Source organism: Aliagarivorans marinus DSM 23064 (assembly GCF_000429485.1).
Classification (GTDB): domain Bacteria; phylum Pseudomonadota; class Gammaproteobacteria; order Enterobacterales; family Celerinatantimonadaceae; genus Aliagarivorans; species Aliagarivorans marinus.
Genome location: NZ_AUBY01000032.1, coordinates 14,452 through 35,399 on the forward strand (window position 1 = coordinate 14,452; position 20,948 = coordinate 35,399).

At 53.2% G+C, this 20,948-nt stretch carries 24 protein-coding genes; 14 read left to right on the top strand and 10 right to left on the bottom strand.

Annotated features, from left to right (window positions below; all coding sequences use genetic code 11):
• Positions 1 to 813 (top strand): Dam family site-specific DNA-(adenine-N6)-methyltransferase, encoded by an 813-nt coding sequence (locus G461_RS0113350; RefSeq protein WP_026972209.1) that lies wholly within the window; start codon positions 1 to 3, stop codon positions 811 to 813.
• 21 nt (positions 814 to 834) lie between these two features.
• On the opposite strand, the gene G461_RS0113355 is transcribed toward G461_RS0113350, so the two are convergent.
• Positions 835 to 1,041, bottom strand: a complete 207-nt coding sequence (locus G461_RS0113355; RefSeq protein ID WP_051333567.1) for a DUF2970 domain-containing protein — start codon at positions 1,039 to 1,041, stop codon at positions 835 to 837.
• Positions 1,042 to 1,128: 87 nt separating this feature from the next.
• Between G461_RS0113355 and rpe the strand changes: the two genes are divergently transcribed.
• The 3 genes from rpe to trpS are packed head-to-tail and all read left to right on the top strand — an operon-like array spanning position 1,129 to position 3,550.
• Positions 1,129 to 1,803 carry a ribulose-phosphate 3-epimerase gene (gene rpe, locus G461_RS0113360; RefSeq protein ID WP_026972211.1) on the top strand — a complete coding sequence of 225 codons (675 nt, stop codon included), beginning with the start codon at positions 1,129 to 1,131 and terminating at the stop codon, positions 1,801 to 1,803.
• A gap of 12 nt (positions 1,804 to 1,815) precedes the next feature.
• Positions 1,816 to 2,520, top strand: a complete 705-nt coding sequence (locus tag G461_RS0113365) for a phosphoglycolate phosphatase (protein ID WP_026972212.1) — start codon at positions 1,816 to 1,818, stop codon at positions 2,518 to 2,520.
• 25 nt (positions 2,521 to 2,545) lie between these two features.
• Positions 2,546 to 3,550, top strand: a complete 1,005-nt coding sequence (gene trpS, locus G461_RS0113370; protein WP_026972213.1) for a tryptophan--tRNA ligase — start codon at positions 2,546 to 2,548, stop codon at positions 3,548 to 3,550.
• 244 nt (positions 3,551 to 3,794) lie between these two features.
• Here the strand turns inward: trpS and G461_RS24245 are convergent, their stop codons facing one another.
• Positions 3,795 to 4,394 carry a DUF3833 domain-containing protein gene (locus G461_RS24245; protein ID WP_084429237.1) on the bottom strand — a complete coding sequence of 200 codons (600 nt, stop codon included), beginning with the start codon at positions 4,392 to 4,394 and terminating at the stop codon, positions 3,795 to 3,797.
• A 144-nt stretch (positions 4,395 to 4,538) separates the two neighbouring features.
• Between G461_RS24245 and G461_RS0113385 the strand changes: the two genes are divergently transcribed.
• The 5 genes from G461_RS0113385 to G461_RS0113405 all read left to right on the top strand — a co-directional run bounded on the left by G461_RS0113385 (position 4,539) and on the right by G461_RS0113405 (position 10,059).
• Positions 4,539 to 5,120: an anthranilate synthase component II gene (locus G461_RS0113385; RefSeq protein WP_026972215.1), complete on the top strand. Its 582-nt coding sequence runs from the start codon at positions 4,539 to 4,541 to the stop codon at positions 5,118 to 5,120.
• A 281-nt stretch (positions 5,121 to 5,401) separates the two neighbouring features.
• Positions 5,402 to 6,613, top strand: coding sequence for an aspartate aminotransferase family protein (locus tag G461_RS0113390; RefSeq protein WP_026972216.1), 1,212 nt, complete (start codon positions 5,402 to 5,404; stop codon positions 6,611 to 6,613).
• A gap of 44 nt (positions 6,614 to 6,657) precedes the next feature.
• On the top strand, positions 6,658 to 7,692 hold the full coding sequence (gene astA / locus G461_RS0113395; protein WP_026972217.1) for an arginine N-succinyltransferase: 1,035 nt from the start codon (positions 6,658 to 6,660) through the stop codon (positions 7,690 to 7,692).
• A gap of 11 nt (positions 7,693 to 7,703) precedes the next feature.
• Positions 7,704 to 9,173 carry a succinylglutamate-semialdehyde dehydrogenase gene (astD, locus tag G461_RS0113400; protein WP_026972218.1) on the top strand — a complete coding sequence of 490 codons (1,470 nt, stop codon included), beginning with the start codon at positions 7,704 to 7,706 and terminating at the stop codon, positions 9,171 to 9,173.
• Between the two features lie 88 nt (positions 9,174 to 9,261).
• Positions 9,262 to 10,059 carry a DUF1338 domain-containing protein gene (locus G461_RS0113405; RefSeq protein WP_026972219.1) on the top strand — a complete coding sequence of 266 codons (798 nt, stop codon included), beginning with the start codon at positions 9,262 to 9,264 and terminating at the stop codon, positions 10,057 to 10,059.
• A 61-nt stretch (positions 10,060 to 10,120) separates the two neighbouring features.
• Here G461_RS0113405 and crp read toward each other — a convergent pair whose 3' ends face one another.
• Complete coding sequence (gene crp, locus G461_RS0113410) at positions 10,121 to 10,759, bottom strand: cAMP-activated global transcriptional regulator CRP (RefSeq protein WP_026972220.1); 639 nt, start codon at positions 10,757 to 10,759, stop codon at positions 10,121 to 10,123.
• Between the two features lie 209 nt (positions 10,760 to 10,968).
• Between crp and G461_RS0113415 the strand changes: the two genes are divergently transcribed.
• Positions 10,969 to 11,370: an OsmC family protein gene (locus G461_RS0113415; RefSeq protein ID WP_026960159.1), complete on the top strand. Its 402-nt coding sequence runs from the start codon at positions 10,969 to 10,971 to the stop codon at positions 11,368 to 11,370.
• 30 nt (positions 11,371 to 11,400) lie between these two features.
• Here the strand turns inward: G461_RS0113415 and G461_RS0113420 are convergent, their stop codons facing one another.
• The 4 genes from G461_RS0113420 to G461_RS0113435 all read right to left on the bottom strand — a co-directional run bounded on the left by G461_RS0113420 (position 11,401) and on the right by G461_RS0113435 (position 15,255).
• A complete protein-coding gene (locus G461_RS0113420; RefSeq protein WP_026960160.1) occupies positions 11,401 to 12,270 on the bottom strand; it encodes a phosphoribulokinase in 870 nt (289 codons plus the stop codon).
• A gap of 112 nt (positions 12,271 to 12,382) precedes the next feature.
• Positions 12,383 to 13,828, bottom strand: coding sequence for a hypothetical protein (locus G461_RS0113425; protein ID WP_026972221.1), 1,446 nt, complete (start codon positions 13,826 to 13,828; stop codon positions 12,383 to 12,385).
• 140 nt (positions 13,829 to 13,968) lie between these two features.
• Positions 13,969 to 14,265, bottom strand: coding sequence for a YheU family protein (locus tag G461_RS24250; protein WP_084429241.1), 297 nt, complete (start codon positions 14,263 to 14,265; stop codon positions 13,969 to 13,971).
• Positions 14,266 to 14,277: 12 nt separating this feature from the next.
• The gene (locus G461_RS0113435) at positions 14,278 to 15,255 is read right to left on the bottom strand and encodes a hydrolase (protein ID WP_035480303.1); all 978 of its coding nucleotides are present in this window, start codon (positions 15,253 to 15,255) and stop codon (positions 14,278 to 14,280) included.
• 135 nt (positions 15,256 to 15,390) lie between these two features.
• Here G461_RS0113435 and G461_RS0113440 point away from each other — a divergent pair, with 135 nt between their 5' ends.
• Together G461_RS0113440 and G461_RS24255 are read left to right on the top strand one after the other, a co-directional pair.
• Entirely contained in the window at positions 15,391 to 16,818 is a 1,428-nt protein-coding gene (locus G461_RS0113440; RefSeq protein ID WP_026972223.1) for a coniferyl aldehyde dehydrogenase, read from the top strand.
• Between the two features lie 8 nt (positions 16,819 to 16,826).
• A complete protein-coding gene (locus G461_RS24255; protein ID WP_035480306.1) occupies positions 16,827 to 17,069 on the top strand; it encodes a DUF3624 family protein in 243 nt (80 codons plus the stop codon).
• On the opposite strand, the gene miaA is transcribed toward G461_RS24255, so the two are convergent.
• Positions 17,036 to 17,983: a tRNA (adenosine(37)-N6)-dimethylallyltransferase MiaA gene (miaA, locus tag G461_RS0113450; protein WP_026972224.1), complete on the bottom strand. Its 948-nt coding sequence runs from the start codon at positions 17,981 to 17,983 to the stop codon at positions 17,036 to 17,038. The two genes, G461_RS24255 and miaA, sit on opposite strands and share 34 nt — an antisense overlap.
• 118 nt (positions 17,984 to 18,101) lie before the next feature.
• Positions 18,102 to 18,314, bottom strand: coding sequence for a DUF1127 domain-containing protein (locus tag G461_RS0113455; protein WP_026972225.1), 213 nt, complete (start codon positions 18,312 to 18,314; stop codon positions 18,102 to 18,104).
• Between the two features lie 589 nt (positions 18,315 to 18,903).
• Here G461_RS0113455 and G461_RS0113460 point away from each other — a divergent pair.
• Both G461_RS0113460 and G461_RS0113465 read left to right on the top strand, forming a co-directional pair.
• Entirely contained in the window at positions 18,904 to 20,025 is a 1,122-nt protein-coding gene (locus G461_RS0113460) for a pyridoxal-phosphate-dependent aminotransferase family protein (protein WP_026972226.1), read from the top strand.
• Between the two features lie 132 nt (positions 20,026 to 20,157).
• On the top strand, positions 20,158 to 20,772 hold the full coding sequence (locus G461_RS0113465; RefSeq protein ID WP_026972227.1) for a flavin reductase family protein: 615 nt from the start codon (positions 20,158 to 20,160) through the stop codon (positions 20,770 to 20,772).
• Here the strand turns inward: G461_RS0113465 and G461_RS26275 are convergent.
• Positions 20,750 to 20,948, bottom strand: a 199-nt coding sequence (locus G461_RS26275) for a hypothetical protein (protein WP_211236278.1), incomplete at its 5' end; no start/stop codon positions are given. The genes G461_RS0113465 and G461_RS26275 overlap by 23 nt on opposite strands.

A 20,948-nucleotide genomic window follows, 5' to 3' on the forward strand; every position in this document is an offset into this window, starting at 1 on the left:
ATGAAGAAAACCCGCGCTTTTCTTAAATGGGCTGGCGGTAAGTATGGCCTGGTAGAAGACATTCAAGCACAGCTCCCTGATGGGGAGCTGTTGGTTGAGCCCTTTGTCGGGGCTGCATCGGTATTTATTAATACCGATTTTCCGCGTTACTACCTCACCGATATCAATGCGGATCTGATCAACCTGTATCAGATCTTGCAGCGTCAGCCCGGGCAGTTCATTGCCGATGCGCGAGACTACTTCTCTGCCGAGAACAATGACTCAGAGCGTTACTATCAGTTTCGCGAGCAGTTTAACGGCACCAGCGACCCTTACTTGCGCTCGCTACTGTTTTTGTACATGAACCGCCACGGCTACAACGGCTTGTGCCGTTACAACCGTAAGGGCGGCTTTAACGTGCCGTTTGGTTCTTACAAGCGCCCGTATTTCCCCGAGCATGAGATGTGGGTATTTGCCGAAAAGGCCAAGCGCGCCACCTTTGAGTGCTGCTCCTACGTGGATACCTTTGCCAAGGTCAAACAAGGCGATGTGGTGTATTGCGATCCACCGTACGCACCGCTTAGCCCCACCGCCAGTTTTACCAACTATGCCAGCAAGGGCTTTAACCGCGCCGATCAGGAAAAGCTCGGCGAGCTGGCCGGAGAGGCGCAGCGCCGCGGTGCCACGGTATTGATCAGCAACCATGATCTGGATTTTACCCGCGACATCTATCGCGGCAGTAAGCTCAAAGAGTTGAGTGTCAAACGCACTATTAGCCGCAAGGGCCATCAGCGCCTGAAGGTGGGTGAGTTGCTTGCCTTGTACAAGGCGTAACTCGCTTGGCAGCGAACAGAGCTAGGTTACCAGGTTCACCACCCCGATCAGCAACAACACAAACAACACAATCATCACCACGCCCAGCAGGATGATCTTGGGCAGGCTGCCGTACTGAAAATCGGTTTTACGCTGCTGTTCGGATTGCACCCCGAGCAGCGCCGCCAGCACGCTTCTTAAGGCCGAGGGAGGTTTCGCCGCCATCATCGCTTCCTTGTCATGATTCATTGGTGATTCGGTTTGGCTCACAGCCATCGCTGAGTTAAAATTGCCCACCTTTGTGATCCACCCATTTAACTTGCTGGCGAAACCACTATGACCAAGCCTTACCTGATTGCTCCTTCTATTCTAGCCGCAGACTTTGCCCGTTTGGGTGAAGAGGTTGAAAACGTGCTGAATGCGGGCGCCGATGTTGTGCACTTTGACGTGATGGATAACCACTATGTGCCTAACCTAACGTTCGGCCCAATGGTTTGTAAGGCGCTGCGTAACTACGGCGTGACTGCGCCCATCGATGTGCACCTGATGATCAAACCGGTTGATGCGCTGGTACCCGAGTTTGCCAAGGCTGGTGCCAGCATGATCACCTTCCACGCGGAAGCCTCTGAGCATATCGACCGCACCATCCAGCTTATCAAAGAGCACGGCTGTCAGGCCGGCCTGGTGTTTAACCCGGCCACCCCGCTGTACTACCTTGACCACGTGATGGACAAGCTAGACCTGATCCTGCTGATGTCGGTTAACCCGGGCTTCGGTGGCCAGAAGTTCATCCCGTCTACCTTGGACAAACTACGCGAAGTGCGCCGTCGTATCGATGAAAGCGGCTATGACATTCGTCTCGAGATCGATGGTGGGGTAAGCGCCGATAACATCGCTGAGATTGCCGAAGCAGGCGCCGACATGTTTGTGGCGGGCTCGGCCATCTTCAGCAAGCCGGATTACAAGGCGGTGATCGACGACATGCGCCAAGCATTGGCCAAGGTTAAGTAGTTGGAGCTTGGAATGAAACACCTGCAGGATATCGAGCTGCTGATATTTGACTTGGACGGGACGCTGGTGGACAGTGCCCCCGATCTGGCCCTGTCGATTAACGCCATGCTCAAGCAGCTTGGCCGCGACACCTTCGATGAGCAAACCATTCGCCACTGGGTGGGTAATGGCGCCGAAGTACTGATTAAACGTGCCCTCAGCGGTGCCAGTGAGATTGCACCGGGTATTAGCGACGAGCTCTACCTACAGGCGCGCGAAGCGTTTATGGCCTATTACACCGAGCATCTGTGTGTGGCCAGTAAGCTCTACCCCGGCGTTGCCGAAGCGCTTGAGGCCCTGCATTCAGAATCTCGGCCGATGGCGATTGTCACCAATAAGCCGGGATGCTTTACCCAGCCACTGCTCGAAGAGTTGGGGATTGCCCACTATTTTAGCCTGGTGTTGTCTGGCGACAGCCTGCCGAAGAAAAAGCCAGATCCGCTGCCGCTGCTACACACTGCCGAGCACTTTTCGGTGGCGCCCGAGCGCATCCTGATGATTGGCGACTCAAAAAATGACATTCTTGCCGCAAAAGCGGCGGGCTGTCAGGCATTGGGCTTGACCTATGGCTACAACTACGGTGAAGATATCGCTCTTAGCCAGCCAGAAGCGGTCAGCAGTGACTTACGCGAGCTGGCGCAGTGGCTGGAAGATGCCGCCGCTGTTGATCTCCAATAACGTATCCAAGTGAAGTAGGAAGAAAATGACTAAACCCGTAATTCTAAGTGGGATTCAGCCCTCCGGAAAAATGACCATTGGTAACTACGTTGGTGCGATCAACCAGTGGCTTAAGATGCAGAATGACTATGAATGTCACTTTATGCTGGCTGACTTGCACGCAATTACGGTTCGCCAAGAGCCTGAGCAGTTCAAGACTCAAGTACTGGACGGATTGGCTACCTACCTGGCGTGTGGTCTGGACCCGAAACAGAGCGTTATCTTCGTGCAGTCTCAGGTGCCTGAACACGCTCAGCTGGCTTGGATCCTTAACTGCTACACCCAGATGGGTGAGCTGAACCGCATGACCCAGTTCAAGGACAAATCTGCCAAGCACGCCAATAACATCAACGCAGGCCTGTTCACTTACCCATCGCTGATGGCGGCTGACATTCTGCTGTATCAAGCGGATGCCGTACCAGTGGGCGACGACCAGAAGCAACACCTGGAGCTGACCCGCGATATTGCCTACCGCTTCAACTCGGCGTATGAGGACGTGTTCAAGGTGCCTGAGCCGTATATCCCTGAGTTCGGTGCGCGGATCATGTCGCTGCAAGAGCCGACCAAGAAGATGTCTAAATCGGATGAGAACCCGAAAGCGTTTGTGCTGCTGAGCGACACCCCAAAGCAGATCTCCAAGAAGATTAAAGCGGCGGTGACCGACTCAGACGAGCAGGCGCGCATCTACTTCGACCGTGACGAGAAGCCCGGTGTCTCTAACCTGCTGACCCTGCAATCGGTTGCCACCGGTAAGAGCATCGATGAGCTGGTTGCTAGCTACGAAGGCAAGATGTACGGACACCTCAAAGTGGATACCGCCGATGCGGTAGTGGCCATGCTAGAGCCGGTGCAGCAGCGTTTCCAAGAGATCCGCGAAGATGCCGACTACCTGGATAGCGTGATGAAAGATGGCGCTGAGCGTGCCAGCGCTGTGGCGCTTAAGACGCTGGACAAGGTGAAGGAAGTGGTTGGCTTTATCAAGCGCCCCTAGGCGGTATACCAATCCACACAAGTAATTGCTCATTCTTGCTGGTTAAAATCATTGATGACAGCGTCAACGCTTTTGTAATTAGCCCACTAGTTACGGCAAGCTCTTCCTCGTCCTCAATGATTTTCCCTGCGCAATCTCTGATCACTTACTTATCCGGATTGGTATTAGCTGCTTGTTAACGTACAAACCCGGCTTTTGCCGGGTTTGTTGTTTGTTGGGGTTCGTTTCTTGAGGAGCGCTGCGGCTACAGGTTAATCGGTGGTGTTAGCGGCTGTTGCGCGGTGTGCATGCCTGCGCGTTGCCACACCTGCTGTGGAGCGTGGTCGCTCTTGTAGAAAAACAAGCTCACACTGCCCAAGTTCAGGCCCCATTTGCTCATCTTGGCCCGGTTGATTAACACGTTGCCCGGCTGCAAGAACATCCAATCATCGAAGTTCACCTGCCAGGTGCGCCCATCCACCTCGAGGGCGAGCCGGTATTGCCAGCGCAGCGCATTGCCTGCTTGCTCGCCGTGGGCTTGGCCAATCACATCATCGGCAAAGCCGACATATTTACCATCGCCTAACAGCTTGATGTGCCAGACGCGCTGTTGCAGCTCGCCATCGTCGAACACAAAGCGCTCGTCGAGCACTAGCATATCGCCTTCTACTATCCCGGTAATGTCCACGGTAAAGCTGCGCTTAAGGTTGCCGAAACGGTCTTCAAACACCCCCCAGGCCTGGGTACGTCCCTCGAAGAAATCTTCCAACACCAGAACCGGAGAACTTTGGTCGAACTGATTGATCTTCATACTGTTGCAACTCACTGTGCTTAGTAACACGATGCCAATTACCAGCCAACGCATGGTAAACCCTCACTTGATGTGCTTATTTGACTAACGCTGCGCTGGGGTAGGGCGATCAATAGTGGCCTGACGGTGAGTAAATTTGCTTTGCGCTGCGTTTTCGATTCAAATATGCGGCCTGTTGGCTGTTGCTCCGGATACTGCATGCTATTGATGATCGACAATTACGATTCGTTTACCTACAACCTGTTCCAATACTTCGCGCAGTTGGGACACGAGGTTGCGGTTAAGCGTAACGATCAGATCAGCATTGACGAGATCGAAGCCATGCAGCCCAGTGCCTTAGTGATCTCTCCGGGCCCTTGCACGCCCGATGATGCCGGGATCTCGCTGCAGGCCATCGACCATTTCTCCGGCAAGCTGCCGATCCTTGGCGTGTGTCTTGGCCATCAAGCCATCGCCCAACACTTTGGTGGCCGGGTCGTGCGGGCGCGCAAGGCGATGCATGGCAAGGTTACCGCCATTGCTCACAACAACCAGTCAGTATTTAGCGGCTTACGCCAGCCGCTCAAGGTGACCCGCTATCACTCTTTGGTGGTCGATAAAGCCAGCTTGCCCGAGTGTCTTAGCGTGACCGCCTGGACCGAGAATGAGCGAGGTGAGCCGGATGAAATCATGGGATTTCAGCATCAGCACTTACCCATCCACGGCGTGCAGTTTCACCCCGAGAGTATTTTGACCGAGCAAGGTCTGGAGCTGCTGGATAATTTCTTGAAAATCTGCTGAAAAAGCGCGTCGATTCCACGATAAAATCGCTTGAAAAAATATTCTCTTTGTTAGCATAATTACTCACTGCTTGCTGTGCTTCCTGCTTGAATCAAGGAGTTTAGCCTGCGGAATTATGCACTGAGGTGAATGCTCTAACCTGAAATTTTCTACCGGAATAGCTTGAGATCTCGACAATTTAACGTAATTCTTAGGCAATCTTTTAGGACGAGTTTAACCTTTTGTTAACTCTTTTGAGGGCCTGCATAGCGCCCTCAGTGTTGAAGACAAGGAGTAAGTTTATGTCTCAGACCGTGGATCGCGCGTTATTCGATGAAGTCATGGTTCCCAACTATGCACCCTCTGCGGTGATCCCAGTGCGCGGCGAAGGCTCGCGTTTGTGGGATCAACAAGAGCGAGAATACATCGATTTCGCCGGTGGCATCGCGGTTAGCTGCCTGGGTCATTGTCACCCAGCGCTGGTTAATGCTCTGACTGAACAAGGCAACAAGCTGTGGCACCTAAGCAATGTGTTGACCAACGAGCCCGCCCTGCGTTTGGCCAAAAAGCTGGTGGACAATACCTTTGCCGAGAAGGTGTTCTTCTGTAACTCCGGCGCCGAGGCTAATGAAGCCGCACTCAAGCTGGCACGTCGTTACGCCATCGATCACCACCACGCCAACAAAACCAAGATTATCGCCTTCGAACAAGGCTTCCATGGCCGTACCTTCTTCACCGTAACCGTAGGCGGTCAGGCCAGCTACTCCGATGGCTTTGGACCCAAACCCGGTGATGTACAGCACATCCCTTACAACGATTTAGCGGCGCTTGAGCAGCTAATCGATGACGATACCTGTGCGGTAATGATGGAGCCGCTGCAAGGCGAGGGCGGCATCATCAGCCCTGATCTGAGCTTCGTGAAGCAGGTGCGCGAGCTATGTGACCGCCACAATGCCTTGCTGATCTTCGATGAAGTGCAAACTGGTGTGGGCCGCACCGGCGCGTTATACGCCTACCAAGGCCTTGGGGTGCAGCCAGATATCCTGACTTCCGCCAAAGCTCTCGGGGGCGGCTTCCCTATCGGTGCCATGCTCACCACTACCGAGATTGCCCAAACCTTTAAAGTAGGCACCCACGGCAGCACCTACGGCGGAAACCCGCTGGCCTGTGCGGTGGCGGAAACCGCTTTTGACCTGATCAACACCCCCGAGGTGCTGGAAGGCGTGCAACAGCGTGAGCAGTGGTTCCGCGAGCAGTTGGCCGCGATTAACGCTAAGTACGATGTATTTGCCGAGGTGCGGGGTAAAGGGCTGTTGATTGGCGCGGTACTCAACGAGCAATACCAAGGCCGTGCCCGAGACTTCCTGATGGCGGCAGCAGACTGTGGCCTGATGGTGCTGGTGGCTGGTGCCAACGTGGTGCGCTTCACTCCATCGCTGGTTATTTCTGAAGCCGATGTTCGCGAGGGCATGCAGCGCTTTGAACAGGCGGTAGCCAAGGTCGTTGCGGCCTAGGGCCGCAACATCCATAACACTTACTGGATAAGGAGTTCCTGTAGATGTTAGTTATTCGACCGATCCGCGAAAGCGACTACCCGGCATTGCTACAGATGGCGGTGGAGTCAGGGGTCGGCTTTACCTCGCTGCCAGTGGACGAGCCGCTGCTGCGCTCCAAGCTGCAGCACTCGATCGCCTCGTTTGCCAGTGATACCCGCCAACCGGGCGATCAAACCTACCTGATGGTGGCGGAAGATAGCGCCACCGGCGAGGTGGTAGGCACCACGGCCATCGAGGCGGCGGTCGGGCTAAATAGCCCGTTCTATACCTATCATTTGGGCAAGGTGGTGCATGCCTCACGCAGCCTGAATGTCTATAACACCGTAGAAACCCTGACCCTGACCAATGATTACACCGGGGTCACCGAGCTGTGTACGCTGTTTTTGCGCGAATCTCACCGCCAAGGCAACAATGGTCGGCTGCTCTCTAAGTGTCGCTTCTTGATGTTGGCTCAGCATGCTGAGCGCTTCGCCGACTCGGTGATCGCCGAGATGCGCGGGGTTAGCGATGAGAATGGTCGCTCGCCGTTTTGGGCGTGGCTGGAAGAGCACTTCTTTAGTGTCGATTTCCCCACCGCCGACTACTTAACCGGCGTGGGCAATAAAGAGTTTATCGCTGAGCTAATGCCCAAGTACCCCATCTACGTCAGCCTGCTTAGCAAAGAAGCCCAGCAGGTGATTGGCGAGGTGCACGAGAAGACCCGCCCAGCGCTGAGACTGCTCGAGTCCGAAGGCTTCTGCAAACATGGCTACGTCGATATCTTCGATGCCGGCCCCACCGTGGAGTGTCCACGCGATCTGATCCACAGCGTTCGCCACTCAGCCCTCTATCAGGTTGAGGTGGCTGAACGCCCGCAAGACCAAGGCGGCGAAGAGCTGCTGTTGGCGAATACTAAGATGCAAGACTTCCGCGCTTGCGTCGCTCCCGTAGTGCGCCTCGATAAACAGCGGATACAAGTCAGTGCTGAGGTAGCCAATGCCTTGCTGCTGAGTAATGGCGATAGCCTGCGGGCATGCGCACTGCGATTTGAGAAATAACAGGTGAAATGATGCAAGCAACCACACACTTGATTAACGGCCAATGGCAGGCAGGGCAGGGAACGAGATTTCAATCCCTCGATCCGGCGAAGAATCAATTGCTATGGGAAGGGGCCAGCGCTTCTCCCGAGCAAGTCGACCAAGCGGTGGCGGCGGCACGCGCGGCGCAGTTCGCGTGGTTCCAGTTGGGGCTGGGGCAGCGCTTGGTCATTATTAAGCGTTTCGCTGAGTTGTTGGCTGAGAACAAAACTGAGCTGGCTCAGGTGATCGCCCAAGAGACCGGTAAACCGCTGTGGGAGACTGCCACCGAAGTAGCCGCGATGATCGGCAAGATTGCCATCTCGGAGAAGGCCTATGTAGAACGCACCGGCGAGAGCGAGCAGCAGCTACCTGCCGCCACCGCGGTGTTGCGTCATAAACCGCACGGTGTGGTGGCGGTGTTTGGCCCCTATAACTTCCCCGGCCACCTGCCCAATGGCCATATTGTGCCAGCGCTGATTGCGGGCAACTGTGTGGTACTTAAGCCATCTGAGCTAACCCCACTTACCTCTGAGCGAGTAGTCGATCTGTGGCAGCAGGCCGGGTTGCCTGCGGGCGTACTGAACCTGGTGCAAGGCGAAGTGGAAACCGGCAAGGCGCTGGCAGGGCATGCCGGTATCGATGGCCTGTTCTTTACCGGCAGCTCGAACACCGGCCACCTGCTACATCAGCAGTTTGCCGCTCATCCGGGCAAGATCCTGGCGCTGGAGATGGGTGGGAACAATCCGCTGGTAGTCGATGTAGTCGACGACGTTGACGCCGCGGTGCACGATATCGTGCAGTCGGCCTTTATCTCTGCGGGTCAACGCTGTACCTGCGCCCGTCGTCTGTTCCTACCGAACACCGAGCAAGGCGATCAGCTACTGAGTCGTTTACTTGAGGTTGCTGGCCAAATTGCCGTTGGCGATTACGATGCTGAGCCACAGCCGTTTATCGGGGCGATGATCTCAGCCAACGCCGCGGCAGGGATGGTTAACGCTCAGCAGCAGCTTATTGGGCTGGGTGGCCGTAGCCTGCTGGAGCTTACTCAGGCCAGCCCTGAACTGGGCTTTGTTTCGCCGGGGATTATCGACGTCACTGATATCCAAGCGCTGCCCGATGAGGAGTATTTCGGCCCGCTGCTGCAAGTGATCCGTTATGACGATTGGGACTGGGCCATCGAGCAGGCTAATAACACCCGCTTTGGTCTGTCAGCCGGTCTGTTGAGCCGCTCAGAGACGCGCTGGCAAGAGTTCTTGGCGCGAATTCGCGCTGGTATTGTTAACTGGAACCGCCCGATTACCGGCGCTTCCAGTGCAGCGCCCTTCGGTGGGGTAGGCGCATCGGGTAATCACCGCGCCTCAGCGCTGTATGCTGCTGACTACTGTGCTTACCCGGTGGCCTCGATGGAAGGCGAGCAGTCGCTAATGCCTGAAAAGCTAGCACCAGGCCTGCGTTTTTAACGCCAGGCCCAGGTTTTTAGCGAAGGTCTAAGCGTTTAGCGACAGGCCTAAGTGACAAGTTAGTACCAGACAGTGGCAAGGAGGCTACATGACACCGCAACTGCTATTTGAACGCCTTTGGCAGCAATACCTCAGTGTCACCCCCAGCGCGGAGGCGATTCATCAGCTGCTTGGCCAAGGGGAGGCGATCATCAACGATCATATTGCCCTGCGCAGCTACAACCTCCCCGGGCAGGGCATCGCAGCCTTCGCCCAGCATTTGCTGGCGCTCGGTTATCGCGAGGGTGGCAGCTACCACTTCGCCAACAAGCATCTGGATGCACGTCACTACGAGCATGACGATGAGCGCCTGCCCAAGGTGTTTATCAGCGAGCTGCAGGTGGAGAGCCTGTCAGAGTCCGCCCAGCAGCTGGTTCGCGGATTAGCCGGGCAAGTCAGTGGTGAGCTCTATCAGCAGCCTTCGGTGCTGTTCTCAGGGCGGCCTTGGCAGCTTAGTTACGCTGAGTATCAGAGCTTGCTGAGCGAGAGCGAATACGCCGCTTGGCTGGCCGCCTTTGGCTATCGCGCCAACCACTTCACCGTATCGGTCAATCACCTGAGTGGCTTCGATAGCTTAGAGCAGGTGAATCAGGTGCTGCGTGATGCGGGTTTTACGCTTAACCGCGTAGGGGGCGAGATCAAGGGATCGCCGGCGGTATTGTTGGAGCAGAGTGCCACGCTGGCAGACAAGGTGGAGGTGAGCTTTAGCGACGGCAGCTATACCATCCCCGCCTGTTTTTACGAGTTTGCCCGGCGCTACCCAGCGACTGACGGCAAGCTCTATCAAGGCTTTGTGGAAGCCTCGGCGGATAAGATCTTCTCCAGTACCGATACCTCCCAGCAATAAGGACGGGTCACACAGATACAAAAAAGGCCGCTTGCGCGGCCTTTTGTCGTTACGGTCAGCCCTAGCGGGTGCCGTAAACTACGATGGTCTTACCATGAGCGGTAATCAAACCTTGCTCTTCCAGCATCTTCAGAATGCGGCCCACGGTTTCGCGTGAACAGCCAACGATCTGGCCAATCTCTTGGCGGGTGATCTTGATCTGCATGCCATCTGGGTGAGTCATTGCATCGGGTTGCTTGGCGAGGTTCAGCAGCGTCTGTGCGATGCGACCGGTTACGTCCAAGAAGGCCAAGTCGCCTACTTTTTGGCTGGTAACCTGCAAGCGCATGGCCATCTGACCGGATAAGCGCATCAGGATCTCAGGGTTAACCTGAATCAGCTGACGGAACTTTTTGTATGAAATCTCAGCCACTTCGCATGGGCTCTTGGCGCGGATCCAAGCGGTGCGGATGGGGTTTTCAGTGTCTTCAAACAGACCCAGTTCACCCATAAAGTCGCCCTGATTCAGGTAAGACAGGATCATCTCCTTGCCTTCCTCATCTTTGATCAGTACCGCAACAGAACCTTTAACGATGTAGTACAAGGTCTCGGCTTTTTCGCCGGCGTGGATCAGGGTGCTCTTTGATGGGTATTTATGAATGTGACAGTGCGAAAGGAACCATTCCATCACTGGATCAGCTTGGGGTTTGCCAATTACCATAAAGTAAATATCCTCAGTCTTTTTAACGACTTACTACTTCGTTGAGCAGCAAGCATTTTTATTGTTATGGTCATCCATTACTTGCCCTAGCATATTAGGCTTAAGTGCTCCCTGCAAGGCTTTCTCATCAGCAGCATACTTTATGCACTGGTAACGGAGATTGACCTAGATTAAGCTGTGCCGATTTTCATTTAGTCGGAGATATGTCGATGCAAGCCCGTGTGACCTGGTCGAATAAACTGCAGTTTGTTGGCCATAGCCAATCTGGCCACGAAATTATTATGGACGGTGAAGGCCAGAAAGGGCCGAGCCCGATGGAATATGTACTGATGGCCGCTGGTGGTTGTAGCTCGGTGGATGTGGTCAGCATTTTGGAGAAGGCGCGTCAGCTGGTTACCGGTTGTCAGGTTGAGCTGCAATCTGAGCGCGCAGAGAGTGCCCCTCGGGTGTTCACTAAGATTAACCTGCACTTTACCGTGACCGGTACTGATCTCAGCGAGAAGCACGTTGCTCGTGCGGTAAGCCTGAGCATGGATAAGTACTGCTCGGTGTCGCTGATGCTGGAGAAGCACTGCGAGATCACCCACAGCTATGAGATTCAAGTAGCCTAAGGTGATAGATAAAGTGGGCAGGCGCTGGCCCTAGCGGATTTTTCCGGTTTCCATGAGCTGTTGAATCATCGGCGATAGGATCAGCTCCATCGCGAAGCCCATCTTCCCGCCCGGTACCACGATGGTATTGCGGCGGGACATATACGCCCCATCAATCATCGACAGCAAGAATGGAAAGTCGATGTTCTTAATCCCCCGAAAACGGATCACCAACATACTCTCATCCAGGCTGGGAATGGTCTTGGCGCTGAAGGGGTTGGAGGTATCCACCGTGGGCACCCGCTGAAAGTTGATATGGGTGCGGGAGAACTGCGGGGTGATGTAGTTGATGTAATCGTCCATCGAGCGGACGATAGACTCTTGCACCGCCTCGCGGGAGTGGCCGCGTTCAGTGGTATCGCGCACCAGCTTTTGGATCCACTCCAAGTTAACGATGGGCACCATGCCTATCAAAAAGTCGACTTTCGAGGCGACGTTCTTTTCATCCCAGACCACCCCGCCATGTAGGCCCTCATAGAACAGCACATCGGTATCGCTGGGCAGATCTTGCCAAGGGGTAAAGGTGCCCGGCATTTGGTTGTAGGGCACGGCTTCATCGAAGGTGTGCAGGTAGCGCCGATACTGGCCGGTCCCGTCCTCGCCATATTGCTTAAAGAACTCATACAGCAAATCAAAATCGTTGGCTTCCGGGCCAAAGTAGCTGATGTGTTTGCCATGCTCGCGCGCTTTGCGAATAGCCACATCCATCTCCGGGCGGGTGTAGCGATGGAAGCTGTCGCCTTCAATAAATGCGGCGTTCAGCTTGTGCTGCCGGAACAGGTGGGCAAACACTTCGCTGGTGGTGGAAGTGCCCGCGCCAGAGGAACCGGTGATCGCAATAATGGGATGTTTAGCTGACATATACAGTACCTGACCTGTTGTTTTACTTAGAGCACTAAAAGTAGTTTGCAGCAATTCGAGCTTGCCTTCTATGCTTTCTACCTCTGCTAGAAAAGATAGTTAAAAATGGCACCTAAGATATTGTGAAAGATGAACCAAGGGCTGATTGCAAGGCTTTACCAACATCAATCGTGACTTCTCTGATATTGTCTATCTCATATTGAGGTAGTTTAACTATTCTGCCCCCCAAACTGGTATTGCTCATGAACGATTTCCTGTCTATGTTTTCTTCATTTTTTCGAGGGGGAGCTATTGGTGTCCCTGATACTCTGGAAAATGCCTTTGAAAAAACCACAGAGCTTGGGGTGATGATTAGATAGCTTCTAATGTCGTAAACGTACTCTTCATCTACGAGGTTAGAGGTTATAAAAGGTTGGTAAACATAACCTTCTGTGTCTTTGACAATGGCTTCTGCTTTTCTTATTGCATCATCTGGTGAGTTTGCTTTTATGAAATGAACGTTCTCGCCTTTGTCTTCAGATGGCTCTTTTATTACTATGTTTGGAAGGGAATTGGAAGTTTTATTAAACCAGTCTTCCTGAGGGGTGCTGCTCATAGGGGCAACGCTATATTTGTAGTTTTTGTTATTTTTCTTTTCTTCTAGAAGAATACTTAGGAAGGAGTGTTTGTTATTCAACAGAAAGCTCTGCCCGGCTTCATGCTCTCTCATGTCAAATGAAATTGAATTTTTAGATTGTGTTCTTTTTGATGGGTATTTCTGTGAGTTGATAGATAAGTTTCTTCTGGGGTCTTCGAATATGTTCAAAGATATGTTTTTCTCATCGCATTTTTGTTGCATTTCTTCCAAAAACCATGAGTCTACAGACGTTAGCCAAGGCATAAATATATCTATGTTACAGAATTCTCCTGACTCCAAGATTTCAGAGATTCCTTCTGCAATAGGCTCTTTCAAGAACGCAACTTTTCTATCTGAGAGAATCGCTGGGCTTACATTACACTCTATAACATAAAAATCACCATTGCTGTTTATTATATCAATTCCGAGTATGTAACCTGATTCAGAGTTCCCGTACTCCCAAAAGCTATCTATCGCTTTGTTCGTGGCTATGCCTTTACAAAAAGGGGACTGTAAAATCAGAGGGTTGAATTTTATTACTTGTAACAAATCCTCAAACCTCATAAATGGAGTATGAAACCTTATGATTCGAAGTGCTTTTCTCTTGTTTTGGTTTAATTTTCTTATGCTTCCCCAAATGTGAGGGGCGATTTTTGAAGAAATCTTTTTACCAAGTAGTTTGTTGCAGACCTTTAGAGCTGTTGAGAGTTCAGGGGTGAACCTTTCCCATTTAGAGTTATGGTGTGACTCAAGGTAAAGCATGTCTTTTAAGTATTCTTGGCTTGCCGTTGGTAGTTTGTCGAAAAAGGAAGGTGTTAGATTCTCCAATTCTTGTATGATGTTTTTTTTGTCACTGGAAGCTAGCTTAACTTGTTTTCTAAGTTTCTTGGGAATAGCTCCGCTTTGATTGATTTGTTCGAGTAATAAGGTTGTTATTTCCATATGAAACCTCTATTAAAGTAGATATGCTTGTCGGCTGTGTCTCATCTTCCTTGATTATACTGCCATCTGAGTGCAACTTTATGAGTTATACTCTACTTTGACAATATTTCAAAATAGAAATTTCAAGATGTTTTTCAGTGTTAAAGCTTTGATTTTGCTTGCATCAGTAAATTCACTTTATCACTCGAACTACCCTCCCCGCCTTGGTTAAGTCTTTGGGCTTCGGCAAAGCGGCTTTTCTCCATCAGGTTGACGCTTTCATGCAACTCTGAGTAGACGATCAGCACCTCATCATTGGTGATCTGTCGCTTGACCGCCAAGCGCTTTTCTTCCAGCGAGACTTCTTGCTCGCCGTAGTCGGTGCCCTCACGTAGCACGAAGCTGTCGATCAGGTTATTCAAGGTCTCTTCGGGGAGCTGTTGCCAGGGGATAATCAGCATGATCTTTCTCTAATTGTTAGCTGGTTGCAGCTGTTGGCTGAACCATTGCGGTATGGCTTCTTCCAGCCAAAAGCGCGGGCGCCACAGACTACCATGGACAAAGCCCACATGCCCGCCGGTGTCGCTCAAACGATACTCTACCGCGGTAGAAAGCTGGTGTGCCTGAGGGATCACCCGCTTGTCCATGAAAGGATCGTCGGCGGAGTGCAGCAGCAGGGTGGGAATGGCGATGTGTTTGAGCTTACCCAGCCCGCTGCAGCGTTGGTAGTAGTCATCGGCGCCGGCAAAGCCATGGGCTGGCGCGGTGTAATGTTGGTCAAATTCCCAAAAGTTACGCCATTGCGTGACCTGCTCCGGTGCCAGTGGTGCGCTCTGCTGTTGGCGGATCTTGCGCTGCAGGTTGCGCTTCATACGGCTAAGCAGGTGGTGCTGATAGACCCGTGAGAAGCCTCGCTGGATAGACTCCGAGCAGGCGGCCAAATCAAGCGGTGGCGATACCAGTGCAGCCCCTTTCACTCGCGAATGGGGCGTATCGGCTAGGTAGTTAGCCAGCAGGTTACCGCCCAGTGAGTAGCCTAGCAGCAGCAAGGGGCTACCGCTGAAACGCTCGCCCAAGGTGTCGACCACTTCGCCGGCAAAGGCACTGTCGCCGCTGTGGTAGCTGCGCCACTGGCGATTACTGCGCCCACTGCAGCCGCGAAAGTGCACCAATACCACAGCCCAGCCTTGCGCAGCCAACGCTGGCAAGATGCACTTGGCGTAGGGCGAGTGCACCGAGCCCTCTAAACCGTGGAACACAATCGCGAGTGGTTGCTGCTCACCGGGAGGCTGAACGGTTGGGTGCCACGCCAAATCGACAAAATCGCCGTCGCTTAGGGTTAGCTCCTCCCACTCCAAGGGGATCTGCTGATTACGCTTGTACCAGGTGGGAAGCAAGGTTTGCAGGTGACGATTGCGCGCCCACCATGGCGCATTAAAGGCTGTCAAAGAATCACTACCACATTGTTCAATATGATCAGCACTATGCGGATCTCGCTCACAAGGATCAAGTCTGGCGAGGCGCAGATGTTTGACTTCGTATCGGAACGCCCTATCGTGGTTGGACCAGCAGGGAGAGTGTCTATGTCTAGTCAACCGGCGCTTGAGCAAGCGCCTGCAAGCCAAGCCTATCTGGAGGGGCAGCTCCAAGAGCTTCAGCGCATCTTTAATCAGGGGCGATATCCCGATCTTGCTACCCGGCAACAGAGCCTTAAGCAGCTCGAAGCAATGTTGTTAGAGAACAGTGAGGCTATCTGCCAAGCCATCAACCAAGACTTTGGCCATCGCAGTCGTGATGAAACTCGCCTGATTGAACTGTTCCCGGCACTGAGTGCGGTCCGCCATAGTCGCAAACACCTTAAGCGCTGGTTAAAGCCGCACAAACGCGAGGTAAGTTGGTGGTTTGCGGGGGCGCGTAACCGCGTGCAGGCGCAGCCCTTGGGTGTAGTCGGGATCGTAGTGCCCTGGAACTACCCTTTGCTGCTGGCTATCGGCCCGCTGGTGGACGCATTGGCTGCGGGCAACCGGGTGATGATAAAGATGTCGGAGCACAGCGTGCAGTTAAGTACGCTGCTGGCGGAGTTAACTGAGCGCTATCTGGGCCGCGAGTGGGTGAGGGTAGTGGGCGATCGCGATGCCGAGCTAGGGCCGCTATTCAGCGCCTTGGCCTTTGATCATCTGGTGTTTACTGGCTCCACCCCCACCGGGCGGCGAGTGATGCAATCGGCCAGTGCTAATCTCACTCCGGTTACCCTCGAGCTTGGTGGCAAGTCGCCGGTACTAATTGCCGATGACTACCCCATCGACAAAGCTGCCCAACGGATCATGATGGGCAAAAGCCTTAATGCTGGGCAGACCTGCGTAGCGCCTGACTATGTGCTGTTGCCAGCCGGCAAGCAGCAAGCCTTTGTGGACGCCTGTCGCCACTATTGCCAGCGCCATCTTCCACAGGTCGACAATGATGCCTATACCAGCATCATCCATCCGCGTTTTTATGAGCGGCTGGACGCGATGGCTAAGCAAGCCGCGCGTGATGGGGCTGAAGTAGTGGCGCTGCAACAGGGCGACGCTGAGGGGAAGTATCCGCTGAGCGTTGTCCTTAATCCGCCATTGACCAGCCACGTAATGCGCGAAGAGATCTTCGGCCCCCTATTGCCGGTACTGGAATACCAAGAGTTTGACTCGGCGCTCAAGCAGGTTAATCAGGCCGATAAACCGCTGGCATTGTATCTGTTCTCTGACGACAGCGCGCTGCAGCAGCGGGTGATTGAGCAAACCCTCTCTGGCGGCGTCGCGCTCAATGATGTGCTAATGCACGTTGGCCAGCACGACTTGCCGTTTGGCGGGGTCGGCCCCAGTGGTATGGGCCACTACCACGGCCGCGATGGCTTCCTGCAATTTTCTAAGCTTCGACCTGTGTTTAAACAAGCCCGCGTGAGTGCCGGGCGATTGATGCGCCCTCCCTATGGGCGGCTGTTTCAGGTTATTATCGGCCGGATGTTAGGAAAATAAGGGCCGCTATGGCGTGTCGTTACTGCGAAGAGTCTTGGTTCTTCGCCAAGCTGGGGCGTTGCCGGCAGTGCATGGGGCTATGTGTGCTGTTGCTGGTGGTGCTTGGGCTACTGAATCTTTACCTGCCGGTAGGGCAGGCGGTATACAAAGTGGCGCTGCAGCTTAGTTGGTTGGCGGTGGCTGTCCTTAGCCTCGGCCATCTGGTGATGGCGCTTTACTACTGGCTCTCTGAGCGAAATGATAAGGGCTGATAGTCGCGCCCTTCGATAATCGGTAGCGCTTGTTCCACAAGATCTTGCTCGGGCTTGAGCCAATGGATCGCATCGCCGCGGCGTTGCATCTTGCGGAACCAGGTGTCTTGGCGCTTGGCAAACTGGTGGATCTGCGAGTTGAGCTTTTGGAACATATCGTTGTAGCTAAGCTCACCTTTAAGGTACTGGGCGACCATCCGGTACTCCAAACCGTAAAACTCTAGGGTGTCGTAGCTTACGCCCTGAGCATGCAGCTGCTCCACCTCTTCAATCATACCTTCCTGCAAGCGCTGCTTAAGGCGCTCGGTAATGCGTTTACGTAATACCGGGCGGTCCCACTGAATACCAAAATACAGCGGCTGGACCTTTGGGTAGCTCGGGCTGTGGATCACCTCGCCACGGGCGGTGGCTTGGGCAATTTCGATGGCGCGCACTAGCCGTGGCCGGGTCGCCATGTCGGTGTCGTTGTGTTGCTCGGGCTTGAGCGCTAGCAGGCGCTGCTGGAGCTGTTCCAGGCTGAGCGCTGCCAGCTCTTCACGCAGGGCAGGGTTAATCGCTACTTCTTGCAGGGCAAAGTTCTGGCATACCGCATCTAAATAGAGCCCAGTGCCACCGGCTACTATCGGCTGTTTGTCCCGCGAGACGATATCTTCACAGGCCGCAAAGCAATCGCGCTGGAAGTGGAACACACTGTACTCCACACCCGGGTCAACAATATCAATCAGGTGATAGGGGATCTCCTGATACTCTGCCAGATCCTTCCCAGAGCCGATATCCAGGCCTCGATAGACCTGACGAGAGTCCGCCGAGATCACTTCGCCATGAAGTTTGCGGGCCAGTTCAATGGCCAGGCGGGTTTTACCGGATGCGGTGGGACCGAGAACCACCAGAAGGTTACAGAGTTCAGCGTGCATGAGTGTTCGAGTTAGCCTGTGTGCGGCGAATAGTAGCAATAATCAGAAGGGAGATACAAAAACGGCATGTGCGAACACATGCCGTATGAGCCTGAGATCCTTGGCCTAAAGCAGAAACTTAGTTTTGCCAGAAGTGCTTGTTTGACTCGCGGTAGCGGTCGGCTTCGCTCAGACCGATGTCACGCAGCAGGTAAGAAGGAAGTTGCGCCAGTTGACGGCGAGTGCGTTGGCGTTGCAGCCATAGGTTACCTAATTGAAAAAAACCGCCGAAGGTGGTTTTAGCTTGGCTGAAAACTGAGTTGTTTTGAATGGTGGTGGTTGAGTTGCTCATGGCCGGATCCTCTTGCTTAATTTGCGATCAGTTTAGATCTGCACCACTTGGTCAACAAACTGATTTAGCTCATTAATTTTGATAAGAAAAACTAATGCATATGGTTTGACCTAAAGCCACTAGAGGCATGCGTTGGATAACGTTGAATAAATAGTCAGAATGGTGAATATGTATTACCTTTGCGACTCTATTAGTAGAAAGTGATGACTTAACATATCCAATACTTAACAGATGCTTACGTGGGGTTTTGGGCGTTAGCATAGCCCTATGCATAGGCTACTGACTATTTTGTCTAAATTGACTCTATTCAGTTGCGCTTGATGTGTTCCGGAGCCGTTAGTCGGTGTTATCGCTCATTGCCCCTGAGATTAGAAATTTCACGTAATAAATTATCTGAATTTCATTTGTTTTAGATCAATTTATATTCAGCGCCTTAAGTTCTTTTCGTGCTCGCTGCGCGGTCTGGCTAACGCTTTCGTTACACGCCCTAGGACCTGTACGCATTTCGTCGGGTTTTTCGCCTTCCCCTATGAGTGCTAAAGTGTATGAACCCAAGGACAACAACGAAAAGAGACATTCAGGATAGAACATGAATATTGAGTCGTTTAACCCCCCTCGTCGCACCTTAATGGGCCCCGGCCCATCAGATATTTCCCCTGCCGTATTGCAAGCGCAAAGCCGCCCCATCGTCGGCCACCTGGACCCATTGTTCATCAAGATGATGGATGAGATTAAGCAACTACTGCAGTACGCCTTCCAAACCGAGAACCCTCATACCTTTGCGGTATCTGCGCCGGGCTCTGCGGGCATGGAGACCTGCTTTGTAAACCTGGTCGAACCGGGCGATAAAGTCGTGGTGTGTATTAATGGCGTGTTTGGTCAGCGCATGCTGGAGAATGTCGAGCGCTGCGGTGGCGAGGCTGTTGTTGTTGAAGATGAATGGGGCCAAGCGGTTAGCGTTGATAAGGTGGCAGCAGCACTCGAGCAACATAGCGATGCCAAGTTTGTCGCCTTTGTTCACGCCGAGACCTCGACCGGTGTTGCCTCCGATGCCCAAGCGCTGTGTGCGCTGGCCAAGCAGCATGGTTGTCTGACTATCGTCGATAGCGTGACATCTCTTGGCGGTATTCCATTAAAGGTTGATGAGTGGGGCATTGATGCTATCTACTCGGGCTCGCAAAAATGCCTGTCTTGTGTACCGGGGATCTCGCCAGTGAGCTTTAGCCCAGCGGCTATTGAGAAACTCAAGGCGCGTAAATCGAAAGTACAGAGTTGGTTCCTCGATCAGACCTTGGTCATGGGCTATTGGTCGGGAGAACAGAAACGCTCCTATCACCATACCGCCCCGGTTACCGCGCTGTATGCACTGCATGAGTCTTTACTACAGCTATATAAAGAAGACTTAGAGAATGCATGGGCCCGCCACGCGGCGATGCACCAAGAGTTAAAAGCAGGCTTAGACAAGCTAGGCCTGACCTTGATGGTCGATGAAGCAATTCGACTGCCTCAGCTAAACCTGATCGCCATTCCAGAAGGTCTGGACGATGCCGCAGTTCGTAAACAGCTATTGGAAGATTACAACCTTGAGATTGGAGCTGGTCTGGGTAAGTTTGCCGGTAAGGCTTGGCGAATTGGTTTGATGGGCTATGCCGCTCGCAAGGAAAACATTGCGCTTTGCTTGGCCGCATTGGCCAAGGTTATTCAGCAATAGCCAATCACTCTTGTACACAAGGGAGCCGGGGGCTCCCTTTTTCTTCTATGTAGATAAGACAGATAGACAAGCCCGCTATATGGCTAAGCCGCCTATCTATATAGGTAAGCCAACGACATCAGGACAAGCGATATGGAACTCGACTTTTCGCAACTCACCCCTAATCAGCGCTATCACTGTATGACCCAGGTGATTGCTCCCCGGCCGGTAGCTTGGATCCTCACTGAGAACTCAAAGGCCGAGAGTTACAATTTGGCGCCGTTCTCCTATTTCAACGCCGTGTGTTCCGATCCCCCACTATTGATGGTATCGATTGGTCAACGCCCCGAAGGCGGCCCCAAGGATACTGCCGCCAACATTCTTAGCCGCCAGCGCTGCGTCGTGCATATTGCAGGCAGTGAGTTAGCCGGTGAGGTTACCGAAAGCTCGCGCCCGCTCGCCGTTGGTGAGTCAGAGGTCAGCGCGCAGGCATTAGCATTGGCGGAGTTCGATGAATCGCCATTGCCCCGTTTAGCGAATGCCAAGGTGGCCCTTTACTGTGAGCTCTATAAAAGTGAAGAGATTGGCAGCGCGCCTCAGCAGCTACTGTTTCTGGAGGTCAAGCAGGTACACATCAGTGATGAGATTGCCGCTAACAAGGGTGAACGGCTAAAAGTTGATGCCACTGCACTGGATCCTCTAGGCCGCTTGGGCGGAGGGGAGTACTGGGTAGGCGGTGAGATCCTCACAATTGATCGCCCAAGTTAGTCTTCAAGGGCCGCATTTCGTATGGAAAATAGCCAAAAACAGGTCTTTTGCTTGATATTTGCTCGAACAACTCCGTTTTTGTGATTTTCTTCAAAAAAGCCTTGCGCAAAATCCTCGGCTCCCTATAATGCGCCACCACTGACACGGCACGGCGCAACAGGGTTTGCGGTGAAAGC